Annotated in this window: 16 protein-coding genes; 10 read left to right on the top strand and 6 right to left on the bottom strand. The window is 73.5% G+C overall.

The features are described 5' to 3' along the window. Nucleotides 1-13 precede the first annotated feature (13 nt). Complete coding sequence (locus AKI01S_RS06245; protein WP_067812802.1) at nt 14-643, bottom strand: TetR/AcrR family transcriptional regulator; 630 nt, start codon at nt 641-643, stop codon at nt 14-16. A 201-nt stretch (nt 644-844) separates the two neighbouring features. On the opposite strand from AKI01S_RS06245, the gene AKI01S_RS06240 reads away from it, so the two are divergent. The 4 genes from AKI01S_RS06240 to AKI01S_RS06225 are packed head-to-tail and all read left to right on the top strand — an operon-like array spanning nt 845 to nt 5,910. Then, the gene (locus tag AKI01S_RS06240; RefSeq protein ID WP_067812801.1) at nt 845-2,380 is read left to right on the top strand and encodes an ABC transporter substrate-binding protein; all 1,536 of its coding nucleotides are present in this window, start codon (nt 845-847) and stop codon (nt 2,378-2,380) included. 1 nt (nt 2,381) lies between these two features. After that, on the top strand, nt 2,382-3,323 hold the full coding sequence (locus tag AKI01S_RS06235) for an ABC transporter permease (RefSeq protein WP_067812800.1): 942 nt from the start codon (nt 2,382-2,384) through the stop codon (nt 3,321-3,323). Further along, a complete protein-coding gene (locus AKI01S_RS06230) occupies nt 3,320-5,044 on the top strand; it encodes a dipeptide/oligopeptide/nickel ABC transporter permease/ATP-binding protein (protein ID WP_067812799.1) in 1,725 nt (574 codons plus the stop codon). The genes AKI01S_RS06235 and AKI01S_RS06230 overlap by 4 nt, the downstream gene beginning before the upstream one ends. Next, the gene (locus AKI01S_RS06225) at nt 5,041-5,910 is read left to right on the top strand and encodes an ATP-binding cassette domain-containing protein (protein ID WP_067812798.1); all 870 of its coding nucleotides are present in this window, start codon (nt 5,041-5,043) and stop codon (nt 5,908-5,910) included. The genes AKI01S_RS06230 and AKI01S_RS06225 overlap by 4 nt, the downstream gene beginning before the upstream one ends. Here the strand turns inward: AKI01S_RS06225 and AKI01S_RS06220 are convergent. The 3 genes from AKI01S_RS06220 to AKI01S_RS06210 all read right to left on the bottom strand — a co-directional run bounded on the left by AKI01S_RS06220 (nt 5,877) and on the right by AKI01S_RS06210 (nt 9,570). Beyond that, nucleotides 5,877-7,493: a family 20 glycosylhydrolase gene (locus AKI01S_RS06220; protein ID WP_067812868.1), complete on the bottom strand. Its 1,617-nt coding sequence runs from the start codon at nt 7,491-7,493 to the stop codon at nt 5,877-5,879. The genes AKI01S_RS06225 and AKI01S_RS06220 overlap by 34 nt on opposite strands. A gap of 89 nt (nt 7,494-7,582) precedes the next feature. Beyond that, nucleotides 7,583-8,437: a maleylpyruvate isomerase N-terminal domain-containing protein gene (locus AKI01S_RS06215; protein ID WP_083999012.1), complete on the bottom strand. Its 855-nt coding sequence runs from the start codon at nt 8,435-8,437 to the stop codon at nt 7,583-7,585. 176 nt (nt 8,438-8,613) lie between these two features. Continuing rightward, entirely contained in the window at nt 8,614-9,570 is a 957-nt protein-coding gene (locus AKI01S_RS06210; RefSeq protein ID WP_169813913.1) for an NAD-dependent epimerase/dehydratase family protein, read from the bottom strand. A 44-nt stretch (nt 9,571-9,614) separates the two neighbouring features. On the opposite strand from AKI01S_RS06210, the gene AKI01S_RS06205 reads away from it, so the two are divergent. The 5 genes from AKI01S_RS06205 to AKI01S_RS06190 all read left to right on the top strand — a co-directional run bounded on the left by AKI01S_RS06205 (nt 9,615) and on the right by AKI01S_RS06190 (nt 14,126). Next, a complete protein-coding gene (locus AKI01S_RS06205; RefSeq protein ID WP_067812797.1) occupies nt 9,615-10,217 on the top strand; it encodes a TetR/AcrR family transcriptional regulator in 603 nt (200 codons plus the stop codon). Nucleotides 10,218-10,247: 30 nt separating this feature from the next. Then, nucleotides 10,248-10,379, top strand: coding sequence for a hypothetical protein (locus AKI01S_RS54170; protein ID WP_281185888.1), 132 nt, complete (start codon nt 10,248-10,250; stop codon nt 10,377-10,379). A gap of 401 nt (nt 10,380-10,780) precedes the next feature. Next, nucleotides 10,781-12,229, top strand: a complete 1,449-nt coding sequence (argG, locus tag AKI01S_RS06200) for an argininosuccinate synthase (protein ID WP_067812796.1) — start codon at nt 10,781-10,783, stop codon at nt 12,227-12,229. A gap of 105 nt (nt 12,230-12,334) precedes the next feature. Then, a complete protein-coding gene (locus AKI01S_RS06195; RefSeq protein WP_157419691.1) occupies nt 12,335-12,892 on the top strand; it encodes an XRE family transcriptional regulator in 558 nt (185 codons plus the stop codon). 73 nt (nt 12,893-12,965) lie between these two features. Then, complete coding sequence (locus AKI01S_RS06190; protein ID WP_067812795.1) at nt 12,966-14,126, top strand: pyridoxal phosphate-dependent aminotransferase; 1,161 nt, start codon at nt 12,966-12,968, stop codon at nt 14,124-14,126. Nucleotides 14,127-14,128: 2 nt separating this feature from the next. Here the strand turns inward: AKI01S_RS06190 and AKI01S_RS06185 are convergent, their stop codons facing one another. Next, on the bottom strand, nt 14,129-14,716 hold the full coding sequence (locus AKI01S_RS06185) for a helix-turn-helix domain-containing protein (protein WP_067812794.1): 588 nt from the start codon (nt 14,714-14,716) through the stop codon (nt 14,129-14,131). Between the two features lie 96 nt (nt 14,717-14,812). Between AKI01S_RS06185 and AKI01S_RS06180 the strand changes: the two genes are divergently transcribed. Beyond that, complete coding sequence (locus AKI01S_RS06180; protein WP_067812861.1) at nt 14,813-15,427, top strand: class I SAM-dependent methyltransferase; 615 nt, start codon at nt 14,813-14,815, stop codon at nt 15,425-15,427. Here the strand turns inward: AKI01S_RS06180 and AKI01S_RS06175 are convergent. After that, on the bottom strand, nt 15,414-17,021 hold the full coding sequence (locus AKI01S_RS06175) for an IucA/IucC family protein (protein ID WP_067812793.1): 1,608 nt from the start codon (nt 17,019-17,021) through the stop codon (nt 15,414-15,416). The two genes, AKI01S_RS06180 and AKI01S_RS06175, sit on opposite strands and share 14 nt — an antisense overlap. Between the last annotated feature and the right edge of the window lie 29 nt (nt 17,022-17,050).

The following is a 17,050-nucleotide window of genomic DNA, read 5'->3' as shown; positions in this document are numbered from 1 at the left end:
CTCCCTCTGGAGGTCAGGGGCCGGGTGCGGGCTCGGGGGTCAGGTCGAGGTCCAGGCCGAGCTGGCGGATGAACGCCGTGACCGCGGCGTGCATGTCGACCGCGTCGGGTTCCAGCAGCCACTGGGTCTGCAGCCCGTCCATCAGGGCCAGCAGTTGCCGGGCCGCCAGGGCGGGGTCGTGCTCCAGCGGCGGGTCGGCCTCGGCGAACAGCGCGGCGAACGCCCCGGTGAGCTGCTCGCGCAGCACCCGGTAGCGGTCGACGAAGTAGGCGTGCGCGGGGTGCTCGGGGGCGACGGCCTCGCCGGAGATCTTCACGTAGAGGCCGACCAGTCCCGGCGTGGTCATGTTGCGGGCCACGAACCCGACGATGGTCCGCAGCACGCCCTCGGGGGTGGCGGTGCCCGGGCCGAACAGCAGCCGGGCGTCGACCCGGTCGCGGCGGCCGAGCACCTGGATGAGCAGCTCCTCCTTGCCGGGGAAGTGGTGCAGCAGCCCCGCGTGGGTCAGCCCGGCGTGCGCGGCGATGTCGCGCAGCGACACCGCGTGGAAGCCCGAACGGGAGAACAGTTCGGTCGCGGAGTCGAGGATGCGCGCGCGGGTGCGCTCGCCCTTGGTCATGCGGCGTGGGGACTGCTCGGTCACGGGCCGGGGCCTTCCTGGGACGTCGGGTGGGTTCGGGCACGTCAGGACCGCGCCGTGAGCGGGTCCGGTCCTGCGCCAACCGTACGGCCGTCCGTCTCCGCCACAAGCCGCGGGCAAAACCTACCACGTGGTTAGTTTCGGCTGTATGCTCCCCGGCAACTCGCCGAGACGGCGGTTTCGTCCGCATAACGGAGTGAATCCATGAAGAAGAGCACCAGGGCCGTCACCCTCGCCGCGTTCTGCGTCACCGCGGCGGCGGCCCTCACCGGATGCGCCGGCAGCGGGGGCAAGGGCGGCGCGGGGTCCACGACCCTGACGATCGCCACGATGACGCTGCCCCAGAGCCTGGACCCGGCCGACGCCAACGGCAGCGCGCTGCCGTTCTTCCAGGCGGTGTACGACACGCTCCTCAAGCGCGAGCCCGACGGCTCCTACAGTCCGATGCTCGCCACCGAGTGGAAGTACGACGACGACCGCACCGAACTCAGGCTCACGCTGCGCGACGGCGTGACGTTCGACGACGGCACCCCGTTCGACGCCGCCGCCGTCAAGGCGAACATGGAGCGCTTCGGCAAGAAGGCGGGCGCGCAGGCCAAGACGCTCAAGGACGTCAAATCCATCGAGGTCGTGGACAGGACGCACGTGACGCTCAAGCTGTCCCAGCCCAACCCCGCGATGCTCTACTTCCTCAGCGACGCGGCCGGTCTCATGGCGAACCCGAAGGCGTTCGACAAGCCCGGCGACCCGTTGAAGACCAGGCCCGACGGCACCGGCCCCTACGAGCTGGACTCCGCCAAGTCCGCCATCGGCACCCGGTGGGTCTACACGCGGGCCCGCAACTACTGGGGCACCCGCCTGCCCTACGAGAACCTCACCATCAGCTACTTCAACAACGAGACCGCCATCGTCAACGGCCTGCGCACCGGCCAGATCAACGCCGCGCTGCTCCAGGCCGCCGACCAGCAGGCCGCCGTCGAGAACGACCGGAAGCTGAGCAAGGCCGAGCAGGAGTTCGACTTCCAGGGCATCGTCCTGTTCGACCGGGGCGGCGCGCTGGTCCCCGCGCTGCGCGACCCCCGCGTCCGGCAGGCCCTGAACCACGCCATCGACCGCAGGACGATGCTGGACAAGCTCCGGCAGGGGCGCGGCGAGGTCACCTCCCAGATCTTCGGCACCCAGGCGGCGGGCTACCTCAAGGAGCTGGACCCCCACTACGCCCACGACCCGGCCAAGGCCCGCGAGCTGCTCAGGCAGGCCGGGTACGCCTCGGGGTTCACGCTGCGGCTGCCGCGCGTGACGGCGATCGTCCCCGACGCGCTGGCCTCGTCGCTGCAGACCGACCTGAACGCCATCGGCGTCAAGCTGGCCTGGGAGAACGTCGACGCCGGCGCCATCCGGAAGATCTTCACCGACCGCGCCTACCCCGCCATGGTCATGAACCTCGGGCAGCACGCCGTCGACTGGATCGGCATCAACGACTACGTCCTGCCCGGCGTCTTCAACATGTTCGGCACCACCGACGACACGGTGAGGGAACTGCTGCCGAGGATCCAGCGGGCGGAGGGCGCGCAGGCGAAGGAGGACCTGCGGAAGCTCAACCGGCACCTGGTGGAGCAGGCGTGGTTCGTGCCCTTCTACCGCATGAGCTACCTGCACGTCAGCGACGGCACCGTCCGCGTCACCCCGCAGTCCGGGATGGCCGTCCCGTCCATCTACAACTACGCCCCCGCCAAGTGACATGGTGAGCTTCGTCGTACGCAGGGTCGCGGCGGGGGCGGTGCTCCTGTTCGTGGTCTCCGCGCTGTCCTACCTCCTGCTGTCGGTGCCCGACACGGACGTGGGCCGCCAGATCCTCGGCTCCGGCGCGCCCACCGAGACCGTCGCCGCCAAGAACCGCGAACTCGGCCTGGACCGCCCGGTGCCCGTCCAGTACGCCGACTGGCTCGCGCACGCCGTGCGCGGCGATTTCGGCACCTCCTGGTTCACCGGCGAGAACGTGGTGCGGGCCATCGCCACCCGGCTGCCGGTCACCGTCAGCCTCATGGTCGGCGTCACCCTCGTCACCGCCGTGCTGTCGCTGCTGCTCGGGGTGTGGGCGGGGGTCCGGCGCGGCGCGGCCGACCGCCTGGTACAGGTGCTCGGCGTGCTCGGGTACGCCCTGCCCGGCTTCCTGGTCACGCTGGTCATCGTCGTGGTGTTCGCGGTGCGGCTCGGCTGGTTCCCGGCCATCGGCTACATCGGGCTGACCGAGTCGGTGCCCGGCTGGCTGTCCACGATCACGCTGCCGGTGGCGTCGCTGTCGGTCGCCGCCGTCGCGGGCGTGTCCCAGCAGGTGCGCGGCGCGGTGATCGACGTGCTGCGGCAGGACTACGTGCGCACGCTGCGCGCCCGCGGCCTGCCGCCGTCGCGGATCCTGTTCCGGCACGTGCTGCGCAACGCCTCCGCCCCCGCGCTGACGGTGCTGGGCATGCAGTTCGTCGGGCTGCTGGGCGGCGCGGTCATCGTGGAGCAGATCTTCGGGCTGCCGGGGATCGGCGCGATGACCGTCACCTACACCACGCGCGGCGACATCCCGGTGATCATGGCGTTGGTGATGGTCGCCGTCGTCGGGGTCGTCGCCGTCAACCTCGCGGTGGACCTGCTGGTCGGCTGGCTCAACCCGAAGGCGAGGACGGCGTGAACGCGCGGAGGGTCGCCCGCCGGGTGCTGCGCAACCCGCTCGGGCTGGTTCCGGCGGTGGTGCTCGCCCTGATCGTGCTGGCGGTGCTGTGCGCGCCGCTGCTCAGCCCGCAGGGCCCGGCCGTGGCCAGCCTGCGCGACTCGTTCGGCGGCCCGACCGGCGGGCATCCGCTGGGCTTCGACTCGGCGGGCCGGGACGTGCTGGCGCGGCTGCTGCACGGCGGCCGCAACACCCTGGGCGGAGCGCTGCTGGCGCTGGCGGTCGCGCTGGTGGTCGGCGTCCCGTCCGGGCTGGTGGCCGGGTACCGGGGCGGCCGGTTCGACGCCGCCGCGTCCTGGACCGCCAACCTGGTCATGGCGCTGCCCGCGATGGTGGTCCTGCTCGCCTCCCGCGCGATCCTCGGACCCACCGTGTGGGTGCTGATGGTCGTGCTGGGCGTGCTGATCGCACCGAGCTTCTTCCGGCTGGTGCGCGGCACCGTCGCCGGGGTCCGGAACGAGCTGTACGTGGACGCCGCGCGGGTGTCGGGGCTGCGGGACGCGCGGATCGTGGCCCGGCACGTGCTGGTGGTGGTGCGCGCCCCCGTCATCGTGCAGACCGCGCTGGTCGCCGGGATCGCGATCGGGCTGCAGGCGGGCCTGGAGTTCCTGGGCATCGGCAGCGGCGACACGCCCACCTGGGGCGCGATGCTGAACGAGGCGTTCGCCAACATCCAGCGCGCCCCGGCGATGATGGTGTGGCCGGGACTGGCGCTCGGCCTGACCAGCGCCTCGCTGGTGCTGCTGGCCGCCGCGCTGCGCGACGCGCTGGAGGGCCGGGGCGCCGACCCGGTCCGCCGCAGGCGCCCGGCCACCGCGTCCACCGCGTCCACCGCGCCCGCCGGTGACGGGGGCGACCGGGCGGGGCTGCTGTCGGTGCGTGACCTCGCGGTCTCCTACCTCCTGCCCGACGGCACCGTCCGGGAGGTCGTGCGCGGCGTCGATCTCGACGTGCGCGAGGGGGAGATCGTCGGGCTGGTCGGCGAGTCCGGGTCGGGCAAGACCCAGACGGCCTTCTCGATCCTCGGCATCCTGCCCGAGGGCGGGCACGTCAGCCGGGGCAGCGTCACGGTCGACGGCCGGGAGGTCGTCGGACTGCCCGAACGCGGGCACCGCGCGCTGCGCGGGACCGTGGTCGCCTACGTTCCGCAGGAGCCGATGAGCAACCTGGACCCCTCGTTCACCATCGGCGCGCAGCTCACCGAGCCGATGCGGTACAAGCTGGGGATCTCCCGGGCGGAGGCCCGGCGGCGCGCGCTGGACCTGCTGCGCCAGGTGGAGATCGCCGACCCCGAACGCGTGCTGGCCTCCTACCCGCACCAGATCTCCGGCGGCATGGCGCAGCGCGTGCTGATCGCGGGCGCGATGTCGTGCGACCCCCGGCTGCTGGTCGCCGACGAGCCGACGACCGCGCTGGACGTCATGGTGCAGGCCGAGGTGCTGGGGCTGCTGCGGCGGCTGCAACGCGAACGCGGCCTCGGTGTCCTGCTGGTCACCCACAACCTCGGCGTCGTCGCCGACGTGTGCGACCGGGTCGCCGTGATGCACGAGGGCCGCGTCGTCGAGACCGGCACCGCCGAGCGGGTCCTGCACGACCCCCGCGAGCCCTACACGCGCACGCTGCTGGACGCCGTGCTGGACCAGGTCCCCGCCCGGCCGCCGTTGAAGGGAAGGACCCCGTGACCACCGACGACGTGACCGGCGACAACCTCCTGGAGGTCGCCGACCTGCGGGTCTCGTTCCCCGGACGGGGATGGCGCGCCCCGGCGGCCGACGTGCTGAACGGCGTGTCGCTGGCGGTGCGGCCCGGCGAGACGCTGGGCCTGGTCGGCGGGTCGGGGTCGGGCAAGACCACCCTCGGCCGGGCGATCCTCGGCCTGGTCCCGGTGCGCTCGGGCACGGTCACGTTCGCGGGCGAGCGGATCGAACGGGCCACCGCCCGCCGTCGCCGCGAGCTCAGCCGGGACCTCCAGGTGGTGTTCCAGGACCCCTACACCTCGCTGAACCCGTCGCTGACCATCGGCGACACCCTGGCCGAACCGCTGCTGGCGCAGGGCGTGCCCGCCGCCGAGGCGCGCCGCCGGGTCGGCGGGCTGCTGGACCGGGTGCGGCTGCCGCCGGACGCCGCCGACCGGCTGCCCCGCGAGTTCTCCGGCGGCCAGCGCCAGCGCGTGGCGATCGCCCGCGCGCTGGCGCTGGACCCGAAGCTGATCGTGTGCGACGAGCCGGTGTCGGCGCTGGACCTGACGACCCAGCGGACAGTGCTGGACCTGTTCCTGGAGATCCAGGAACGCACCGGGGTCTCCTACCTGTTCGTCTCGCACGACCTGGCGGTGATCCGCTTCGTCAGCCACCGGGTGGCGGTCCTGCGGCGCGGCGCGATCGTGGAGACCGGGGACACCGCCGAGGTGACCGAGCGCCCCGCGCACCCGTACACGCGCAGCCTGATGCTGGCCGCCCCGGTGGCCGACGTCGCCTGGCAGCGGGAACGCCGGGAGGCGTTCGAGCGGTCCGCCTACCGGGAGAACAGCTCGGCGGAGCGGAAGTAGCCGCCCCAGCCCAGGCGCTCCCACCAGCCGCGGTGCCCGGCCACCCGGCCCCGGTAGTCGTCCCACGCGGTGCCGCCGGGGGTCCACGCCTTCTCGGCGACCCCCGGCAACCGGGGCAGCAGCAGGAACGCCAGGTCCTCGAACCCGGTGACCGTCTCGCACCAGACCGCGGCCTCCACCCCGGCGAGCCGCGCGTTCCCGGGGATCTCGACCAGGGTGTCGGGGGTCCAGCCGAACAGGTCGCGGCAGGTGCGCGGCTGATAGTTGCCGAAGCCGACGCGCGTGCGCCGGGCGTTCTGGTCGGCGTCCAGCGACTCCTCGGCGTGGCGGCGGTCCAGGTACAGGAAGCTGCTGGCCGAGGCGAGCACCGGGACGCCCGCGGCGACGGCGGCCGGGACGTCGTGCGCCGCCTGCGCGAAGGTCTCGGCGACGGTCTCCAGCAGCCCGTGGTACTCGGGCGGGGTGGTCTCGCGGGTGGCGTCAAGGTCGAACTCGTCGCCGGAGCCGATCCACGCCTGCACGACGTCGTCCGGCGTCAGCGCGCCGGAGCGGGCGGTCTCCTGCCAGCCGACGACCTTCCTGCCGGTGCCGCGGGCGATCTCCAGGGCGCGGGCGACGAACGCCGCGTACAGCTCGTCGGGCATCCCGAACGCCTCGTCGCCGCCCAGGTGCAGGTACCGTCCGGGGGCCAGCTCGGCGAGCCGGGCGAGCGCGTCCGCCGCGAACCCGACGGCCGTCTCCGAGCGCGGATCGAGGTAGGCCAGCAGCTCGTGCGGCGGCTCCGCCTCGCCCTGCAACTCCGGGTAGGCGCGGACGGCCGCGAGCACGTGACCGGGCATGTCGAGCTCGGGCACGACGGTGACGAACCGGTCGGCCGCGTAGGCGACGATCTCCCGGAAGTCCTCCTCGGTGTAGTACGGGCGCACCCCGTCCTCGGCCAGCGGCTCGCCGGGCCAGCGCGCCGGGTCGGTCAGGCGGGGCCATCCGGGAAGCTCCAGCCGCCACGCCTGGCTGTCGCTCAGGTGCAGGTGCAGCACGTTGAACTTGTAGAGCGCCAGCAGATCGACGACCCGCTTGACCTCGGCGACGGTGAAGAAGCGGCGCACCACGTCCAGCGACAGGCCGCGCCAGGCGAGCGCGGGACCGTCGGCGACCCGCATCGCGGGCGCCGTCAGTCCGCCGTTTCCCGGCCGCAGCGCCTGCGCGAAGGTGGTGGCCCCCCGGAAGAGCCCCTCGGCGGCGCGGGCGGTCACCGTGGCCCCGTTCCCGGTCACGACCAGCTCGTAGCTCTCCCGGACACCGGCCTCGCCCGGTTCCCCGTCCAGCGGATCGACGCCCCGGACGTCCGCGATCCCGCTCACCGGGACCCGGTCCGCCGGCACCAGCCGCAGGTCGGCGTCCCCGTCGGTCAGGACGGGCTCCACGTCGTGCAGCCGCGCCAGCAGTTCGACGACGGTCTCCCCCAGCCCGCGCGGCGCGTCGCCGGAGACCGCGACGCGCGGGCGCGTCCCGAGCCGGAGCCCGGCTCCGTCGAACGTCTCCACGCTCTGCGGGAGCGGGACCAGGGGCGTCGATTCCTTCACGGTGCCTCCGAACGGCGGGGCCACACTTCACCGGACCCACTTTTCTTACCACATGGTAAGTAACGGGGGCGATGCGCGGGGCTCCGCCGTCAGGACGGCAGGCGCACGATGCGGAGGAAGCCGGGCAGCTTCCACGGGCGCGGGCCCCGGATGACGACCTTCCCGGTCAGGACGGCGCGGGCCTTGCTCACGCGGCCGAACAGCATCAGGTTGAGGACGGTCGGGTCGAAGGACAGGCGGACGTCCGGCTCGCCGTCGGGACGTTCGACCGTGGCGAACCCGTCGGTCAGCGCCATGGTGACGGGCGTGGTGTGCTCCGAGCGGAACTCGACGGCCACCCGGCCCCTCGGCGGCGGGCCGTGGCCGTCGAGCAGCCTCCCGTAGCCGTAGTCGGTCACGCCGACCAGGAACTGCTCGAAGAACGGCGCGGCCTCGCGGGGCGGGACCCGCCAGGGGAGGCGGGCGGCGTTCGCGATGTCGCGGCCGTGCACCTGGAACTCGTTGAGCAGGTGCGCCAGCACCCCCGCGAGCGGCACCCGGGATCCGCCCAGCCAGGACACCGGTGCCGTGGGGTCGGCGCCCTCGGTGACGCGCAGGATGTGGTCCACGTCGTGCCGTGTCGCGTCGGCCAGTTCGTGAGGGGCCCGGCCGGGGAGGCGTTCGAGAAGGACCTCGTTGAACTCGTCCACGGTGTCGACGACGGTCCGCTCCAGCAGGTCGCCGAAGCCGGTGAACGGGCTGGGGGCGTGGCCGGGGTCGACCAGGCCGGAGCACGCCCGCGCCAGGGTCGCGACATGGGCGGCGGTGTCGGTCACCGACCAGTCGGCCGTGGCCCGGCGGCGCGTCGCGGCGGCCCGGACCGCCAGGGCGGTGAACCGCGCCGAGCGTCTCCGCAGGTACTCACGTGTCTCCGCCCAGTTGTCGGCGGTGATGTGCACGACCATCGGCTCTTCCCGGAATCTCGGTCACCCTGCCGTGGGCGAGCCGCGTTCCAGGACGCGTTCGCCATGAACGGAAGATAACGGCAGCACGCCTCGCCGAAGAGGCGACCGTCCCGATCGGGCAATCTCGGAGAAGGGCCGCCCACCGCCTGGGGGCGGCGGGCGGCGGGCCGTCCGGCTCAGCGTGCGGTGCCGAGGGTCTTCAGGCCGTCGGCGAAGGTGACCGCCGGAACGTAACCGAGCTCGGTGCGGGCCCGGGTGATGTCGTAGCGGCGCGGCAGCGCCAGGAACTCCACCTCGAACCGCGTGACCGGGGGGCGGCCGGGCAGCGGCAGCGTCCGCCACAGCCACTCCCCCGCGCCCGCCGCCGCGTAGGCCAGGCGGCCGGGGAGCGAACGGGTGGGGAGCGCGGTGTCGAACACGCCGAGGATGCCGCCGAGCAGGTCCCGGACCGGCATGGGCTCGCCGTTGGTGATGAAGTAGGTCCCTCCGGGGGCGCCCTCGGTGAGGGCCGCGACGGTCGCGGCGGCGACGTTGTCGACGTGGACGTGCTCCACGACCGCCCGGCCCCTGTCGACCAGCGGCAGCCTCCCGGCCCGGGCGCGGGCGACGAACCCGGCGACGTGCGCCGACCCCGGGCCCCAGATGAAGGTCGGGCGCAGCGTGATGGTCTCGATCTCGCTCGCGTGGGCGCGCACGGCGCGCTCGGCCAGCAGCTTGGCCGCGCCGTAGCGGGAGCTCGGCCGGTCCGCCGCCGGGTGGCCCTCGTCGATGTCCAGCAGCGGCCGCCCCTCCTGGAGCACCGACTCGCTGCTCATGTGGACGAAACGCCGCACCCCGTGCCGCTTCGCGGCCGCGATCAGGTCGCGGGTGCCCTCGACGTTGACGCGCGAGAGCTCGTCCCCGCGTTCCCAGGTGGAGACGACCGCCGCCAGGTGGACGACCACCTCGCACCCGTCCAGGTCCGCCTCCCACGACGCCACGTCCGCCAGCCCGCCGCGGGTCACCTCGACGCCCCGCGGAGCGCGGGAGGGGTTCCGCACCAGCGCCCGTACCCGGTGCCCCTCGGCCAGCAGCCCGTCGACGACACGCCCGCCCAGGAACCCGGTGGCCCCGGTGACGAAGACCTTCATCATTCTCCCCCCATTAAGTGGAACGGTCATCATAGTATTGTGGAGCCATGGCCCGACCGCGTTCCGACTCCCGCCAGCGCCTGATCAGGGCCGCCCGCGAGCTGCTGCAACGCCAGGGCTACCAGGCGACCGGCATGAGCGAGATCGTGGCCGCCAGCGGCGCCCCGCGCGGCTCGATCTACTTCCTGTTCCCCGGCGGCAAGGAGGAGCTGGCGGTCGCCGCGATCACCGAGGCCGCCGCCGAGTACACCGGACTCATCGCCGCCTCCGTCGAGGAGTCCCCCGACGTCGAGACGTTCTGCGGCCTGATGGTCGAGCACCTGGCGGGCGGGCTGGTCGAGACGGGCTACCTGAACGGCTGCCCGGTCAGCACCGTCACCCTGGACTCGGTACCGGCCTCGGCGGCGCTGACCGAGGCGTGCCGGGCGGCCTACCGTTCCTGGCAGGAGGCGGCGGCCGAGGCGCTGGTCCACTACGGAACGCCCCCGGCCCGCGCGACCCGGCTGGCCACCGTGATGCTGGCGGCCGTGGAGGGCGCGATGATCCTGGCCCGCGCCGAGAGCTCGGCCCGCCCGCTCCAGGACGTCCACGAGGAACTGATCTCCCTGGTCGTCGCCGCCACCCGCCCCGAGGCGGACACCGGCCGCTGACCCGCCCCGGAGCCGCATGCCACGGCGGTGATGCCCCACCAAGCGAACGACACGATCGTCACCGGCAATGGCCAGGGAGCGTCCAGCGAGGACGGCGGCGACGCCGTGCAGGGCGCCGGGCAGAACCGGACGGCGCGGGCAGGCGACACCTTCCAGCCTTGATCTTGCGGTCGCCGCAGGTGGTGGCCAACGTTCCCCTTCGCCCGCCGGGGCCGGATGACGCCGTTCATCCGGCCGGGATAGCGGAGATCCGCGAGGCGGACGGGACGCCAGCGGGCGCATGGTCAGCCAACGGCCGTCCGGCGGCAGCGCCACGACGTTGACGGCCCCTTCGTGTCCAGACGTGACACGGACGGGCGGGCGTGGCGTCGCCCGGTGATGCGTCCGCTCAGCCTTGCCTCCGGCCTCGTCCCGTCGGCCGGGTGAAGCGGCCCGAACCCCTTTGCCATAGGCCCGGAGTGCATGTCATGCCGCCCGCCGGGGCCGTGCGCCGCCGCACGCGGAACACACCGTCTTCAAGAACGGCATTGCATGTTCATTCATTAGTGTGCATACTCTTACTCATGTCCAAGGTGCTCTCCTCCCTCCCTGTCGGCGAACGCGTCGGCATTGCCTTCTCCGGCGGTCTCGACACCTCGGTCGCGGTCGCGTGGATGCGCGAGAAGGGCGCCGTGCCGTGCGCCTACACCGCCGACCTCGGCCAGTACGACGAGCCCGACATCGCCTCCGTGCCCGGGCGCGCCACCGAGTACGGCGCCGAGGTCGCCCGCCTGGTCGACTGCCGGGCGGCCCTGGTGGAGGAGGGTCTCGCGGCCCTGGCCTGCGGGGCGTTCCACATCCGGTCCGGCGGCCGGGCCTACTTCAACACCACCCCGCTCGGGCGGGCGGTGACCGGCACCCTGCTGGTGCGGGCGATGCTGGAGGACGACGTCCAGATCTGGGGCGACGGGTCCACCTTCAAGGGCAACGACATCGAGCGGTTCTACCGGTACGGCCTGCTCGCCAACCCCTCGCTGCGGATCTACAAGCCGTGGCTGGACGCCGAGTTCGTCAACGAGCTCGGTGGCCGTACGGAGATGTCGGAGTGGCTGCTGGCCCGCGACCTCCCCTACCGGGCCAGCACCGAGAAGGCCTACTCCACCGACGCGAACATCTGGGGCGCGACCCACGAGGCCAAGTCCCTGGAGCACCTCGACACCGGCATCGAGATCGTCGAGCCGATCATGGGGGTGCGGTTCTGGGACCAGAACGTCGAGATCCCCACCGAGGACGTCACGATCGGCTTCGAGCGGGGCCGGCCGGTGACGATCAACGGCAAGGAGTTCCCCACCGCCGTCGACCTGGTGCTGGAGGCCAACGCCATCGGCGGCCGCCACGGGCTCGGCATGTCCGACCAGATCGAGAACCGGATCATCGAGGCCAAGAGCCGGGGGATCTACGAGGCGCCGGGCATGGCGCTGCTGCACGCGGCCTACGAGCGGCTGGTCAACGCCGTCCACAACGAGGACACCCTCGCCACCTACCACGCCGAGGGGCGGCGGCTGGGCCGGCTCATGTACGAGGGCCGCTGGCTGGACCCGCAGGCGCTGATGCTGCGCGAGTCGCTCCAGCGCTGGGTCGGGGCCGCGATCACCGGCGAGGTGACCCTGCGGCTGCGGCGCGGCGAGGACTACTCCATCCTGGACACCTCCGGGCCCGCGCTCAGCTACCACCCGGACAAGCTGTCGATGGAGCGGACCGAGGACTCGGCGTTCGGCCCGGTCGACCGGATCGGCCAGCTCACCATGCGCAACCTCGACATCGCCGACTCCCGCGCCAAGCTGGAGCAGTACGTCGGGCTCGGCATGGTCGGCGGCGCCGACGCGTCGCCGGTCGGCGCCGCGCAGGCCGCCGCGACCGGGCTGATCGGCGCGATGCCCGAGGGCGGCGCCGAGGCGATCGCCTCGCGCGGGGTGGCCCCCTCCGAGGAGGAGCTGCTCGACAGCGCCGCGATGGAGACCGGCACGGACTGACCTTCGACCGCCGAAGCGACCCACGGGCCCGGCCGCCCGTGGGTCGCTTTCGCGTTGCGCGGGATACTGGCCGACGACCCACCCGACCGGTATGTGGAGACCACTGTGCTGGCACAACAGGATCTGGCGCGGACCGTCGGCGACAACGTGCGCCGACTGCGGACCGCCGCCAAGATCTCCCTGGCCGACCTCGCCGAGGCCGCGGGCATGAGCAAGACGACGCTGCACGGCATCGAGCAGGGCGCGGGCAATCCGACGCTGAGCACGCTGTGGGCGCTGGCGACGGCGCTGCGGGCCACGCTCGGGGACCTGCTGGATCCGCCCGCGTCGGCCACGCGGGTCGTGCGGGGCGACGACGAGGTGCCGCGCGTGGAGGGGGAGGCGGTCACCGCGCGCCTGCTGCACCGGATCAGGCTGCGCGGCACCGTCGAGGTCTACGACATCGAGGTGGCCGAGCGCCGCCAGCACTCGGACGCCCATCTGCCCGGGGTCATGGAATGCCTCGTGGTCACCGAGGGCGGCGTCACGGCCGGTCCCGCCGCGGAGCCGGTCGACCTGGGCGAGGGCGACTCACTGCTGATGCAGGCGGAGTTCCCGCACGTGTACGAGGGGGACGGCCGCCGGAACCGCGCCGTCCTGCTCATGCTGCACCCGGAGTCCTGATGCCTTGTCCCGGCCTCGGCGTACCACTATGGTGTTACGCACATTCCAGTAAAGCGAACACCTTGGAGGGCGGATGTCGGTTTCACGGTTGCGGGACATCCCGGGGATCGGCGTCGACGTCGTCGGCGAGGCGGCCGACGCCCTGGCCGATCCGGACGTGCTGCGCCTGGAGAACCTGGACACCGACCTGCCTCCCCCCGCCGTCGCCCTGGAGGCGACGCGGGCCGCCGTCGGCGACGACGCGGCCAACAGCTACCTGCCCTTCCACGGCCACCGTTCGCTGCGGGAGGCGGCGGCGGAGCACGTCGGCCGCATCGCCGGGCGGCTCTACGACCCGGAGACCGAGTGCGTCGGCGTCGCCGGAGGGCTCAACGGCATCCTCAACACCCTCCTCGCCACCGTCGAGCCGGGCCGGGAGGTCGTGTTGTGCGACCCCGTCTACGCGGGCCTGGTCAACCGCGTGCGGCTGGCGGGAGGCGTCCCCCGCTTCGTGCCCGCCCGCCCCACTCCGGAGGGCTGGACCGTCGACCCCGAACGCCTGGCCGCCGCCGTCGGGCCCGCCACCGCCGCCGTGCTGATGATGGGCCCGGCCATGCCGACCGGGCTGGTGCTGGACGACGGCCACTGGGCGGCGCTGGCCGAGGCGTGCGACCGCCACGACGCCTGGCTGATCTACGACGCCGCCATGGAACGCCTCCGCTTCGACGGCCGCTCCCCCGCCCACCCGGCGCGGCACGACGCGCTGGCCGGGCGCGTCATCACCGTCGGGTCGGCGTCCAAGGAGCTGCGGATGATCGGCTGGCGGGTCGGCTGGGTCGTCGGCCCCGCCCCGATCCTGGCCGACATCCGCCTGGTCGGCCTCACCAACGTCGTCTGCCAGGTCGGCCTGGCCCAGGACGCGGTGGCGGCGGCGCTGCGGGCCCCGGACGCCGACCGCGACGTCGCCGCCGCGACCGCCGAGTGGCGACGGCGCTGCGAGACGATCCTGCGGCAGCTTCCGGACTACCCGGTCGTCCGCCCGCACGGCGGCTGGTCGCTGCTGGTGGACGCCGCCGCGCTCGGGCTCACCCCCGCCGCGCTGTCGGAACGGCTGCTGCGGCGCGGCAAGGTGGCCGCCACCCCCATGGACGGCTGGGGCCCGTCCGGGGAACGCTACCTGCGGCTGGTGTTCGCCAACGAGAGCACCGACCGGCTCGCCGACCTCGCCGGGCGCTTCCGCCTCGCGGTCGGGTGACGTCAGCGCGCGGGCCGGTAGCGGGCCCGCACGTGGAAGCGCTCGCCCTGCGGGCCGAGGATGCTCAGGTACTCGACCGGCTCCGGACCGGCGCTGCCGAACCAGTGGGGCAGGTGGGTGTCGAACTCGACCACCTCGCCTGCCGTCAGAACGAGATCCTGGTCGCCGAGGATCAGCCGCAGCCGCCCGTTGAGGACGTACAGCCAGTGGTAGCCCTCGTGTGAGCGCAGGTCCGGCTCGGCGGGCGCCTCCCGCGCGGGCAGGATGTGCTTGAACGCCTGCAACCCGCCCGGCTTGCGGGTCAGCGGGATCACGGTCATGCCCCACCGTTCGATCGGCCGCGGGTAGACGCGCGGATCGCCGCTGGGCGGGGCGTTGACGAGCTCGTCGAGCGGCACCTGGTACGCCTTCGCCAGCGGCAGCAGCAGCTCCAGGTTGGGCCTGCGCAGCCCGGACTCCAGCCGCGACAGGGTGCTGACCGAGATCCCGGTGCCCTCCGACAGCTCGGACAGGGTCATCTCGCTGCGCCGGCGCAGCTCGCGCAGGCGCGGGCCGACCGCGTCGAGCACGGCGTCGAACTCGTCCGTCATCCGTCAATTGCAGGTTCGGCAAAGAATTTTGTCAACCTGGCATGCGGTGGGTGATCGTGGCCGTCAGCGACGCCGACCCCTCCGAGGAGAGCGATGATGACGGACGCGACGTTCTGGGACGAGCGCTACGCCGACCGCGAGCAGCTGTTCAGCGGCCTGCCCAACGGGGTCCTCGTCGCCGAGGCGGCCGGTCTGCCGCCGGGGCAGGCGCTCGACGTGGGGTGCGGCGAGGGCGGCGACGCGTTCTGGCTGGCCGGGCGCGGCTGGCGGGTCACCGCGATCGACATCTCCCGCGTGGCGCTCGAACGCGCCGTCGCCAGGGCCGGGAGCGCCTTCCCCAACGTGGCGTGGGCCCGCGCCGACCTGACCGTGACTCCCCCGCCCGCCGGGTCGTTCGACCTGGTGTCGATCCAGTACTTCCCCCTGCCGCGCCGGGCCGGGCACGCCGCGCTGCGCGCCCTGCTGTCCGCCGTCGCGCCCGGCGGCACCCTCCTGGTCGTCGGCCACGACCGCACCGAGATACCGGACGGCGAGCACGGCTTCCACGCCGACGACTACTACGAGCCCACCGACTACGCCGCGCTGCTCGACGACACCTGGACCGTCCTGGTCGACGAGACCCGTCCCCGGGCCGTTCCCCCGCCGCCGGGCACCCACCACACCCGCGACGTCGTCCTGCGGGCGCGGCGGGCCGCGGTCACCGCCCGGTGACCGCGGCGGGGAGACGCAGCGGATTGGGGTGGTCGATGTAGGTGGCGGCCGAGCCGTGGGACCGGGTCCAGCGCAGCAGCATGTTCGTCTTCCCGGGGACGCACGGGCTGGTGAGCAGGTCGTGGAGCTCGCGCGCGGTGCCGTGGTCGTGGCCGTAGGCCAGGAACGCGGCCCGCGCCTCGGCCCACACGTCGGCGGCGAGCGCGGGGTGGCGTTCGACGACGGCGCCCGCGATCTCGTTCAGATGGTTGACGACCAGGCAGTACTGCAGGCGCCGCCAGCCGGAGGCGGTCTCCACGCCCCGCTCCCTCGCGTGCGGCCCGTCGATCTCGCGCAGGAGCGCGGCGTGGCGGGAGGCCAGCAGCCGGACGCCCTCCTGGTCGCGGAAGAACGCCTGGACGGGCATGCCGTCGCCGTCGACGCCGACCAGGACGTTCTGCATGTGGCACTCCAGCACCACCCCGTGCCGGAAGAACGCGTGCAGCGCGGGCGGAACGACGACCGCCAGGTAACGCCGCCACCACCCCAGCGCCGCGTCGGCGCCCAGCCCGTCCAGCGGATTCCCCGGGAACCCCTCGCTGATCCCGGCCGCCAGCAGCGGCGTCACCCCCGGCCGCGCGTGGGCGCGCACCCCGTCGCGGAGCAGGACGGCCAGCCCCTCGTACACGTCGGTGTCCCCGACGTCGACCGTGCGGTACCCGCGGTCGGCCAGGAACGCCGCGCCGGGGAACACCGCGCCCACCTCCGCGAACACCTCCCCCAGCAGCCCGGCGAGCGGGGAGGTCCAACGCAGGTCGTACCGCCACATGCGCCGGATGTCGTTGGTGATCCGCACGTCGAGGCTGAACTTGAGGAACGCGTCGGCCGCCGGGTCGTACACCGTGCGCACCGACGAGGTCGGCCACACCGGCCGGTGCCGGGCCTCGACCCAGCGCAGCACGCCGCCCTCGAACAGGCCGCGCAACCGCTCCTCCAGCAGGTCGAGCTGCCAGGGGTGCGCGACCAGCGGCCGGTATCCGTCGGGCACGGCGGCTGCCGCCCCGTCCAGGCCCGTGACCGTCCCCTCCTCCGCCACGGCGTCGGCGCGGACGGCCAGCAGCCGCAGCGGGAAGCACGTGTGCGCCTCGGGCGTGTACGGCAGCCACTGCTCCGCCGCGGCGCCGCCCCGCCCCTTGGGGGCCGGGTGGTACCGGTGCCCCGCGACGAGCGCCTGCTCCGAGCGCCGGTAGGGCTCCTCCGGCAGCGGCGCCTCCGCCCGCGCCCGCAGCATCGCGCCGAGCGCCGCCCGGCTCTGGGCGATCTCGGCGACGAACCCCTCCGGGGCCGCCCCCGTGTGCAGGGTCAGCTCCCGGCACACCAGGGTGACGAGCTCCCGCCAGTCGAGCGGCCGCCAGCGGTCGCCGACGCGCCGTTCGGGATCCGACATCCACCGTCCCCGGCGCGCGCGCAGCACCGTCCCGGTGCGGGGAAGTCCGATCGTCACATGGGTGTCGCCGACCGTCACCCGCCCCTCCACGGCGGAGGCCTCGCGTCCGAGGCAGTTGAGGATGGCTGTGCCGGTGATGGTGTCGGCGTGCTGTTCCAGTGGGTTCACCGCTTTCGGGCTCCTTGACGGCAGGTCGT

Source organism: Actinomadura kijaniata NBRC 14229, from assembly GCF_001552175.1.
In the GTDB taxonomy this organism is placed as follows: Bacteria; Actinomycetota; Actinomycetes; order Streptosporangiales; family Streptosporangiaceae; genus Spirillospora; species Spirillospora kijaniata.
This window is presented reverse-complemented; position numbering and strand designations above follow the sequence as displayed.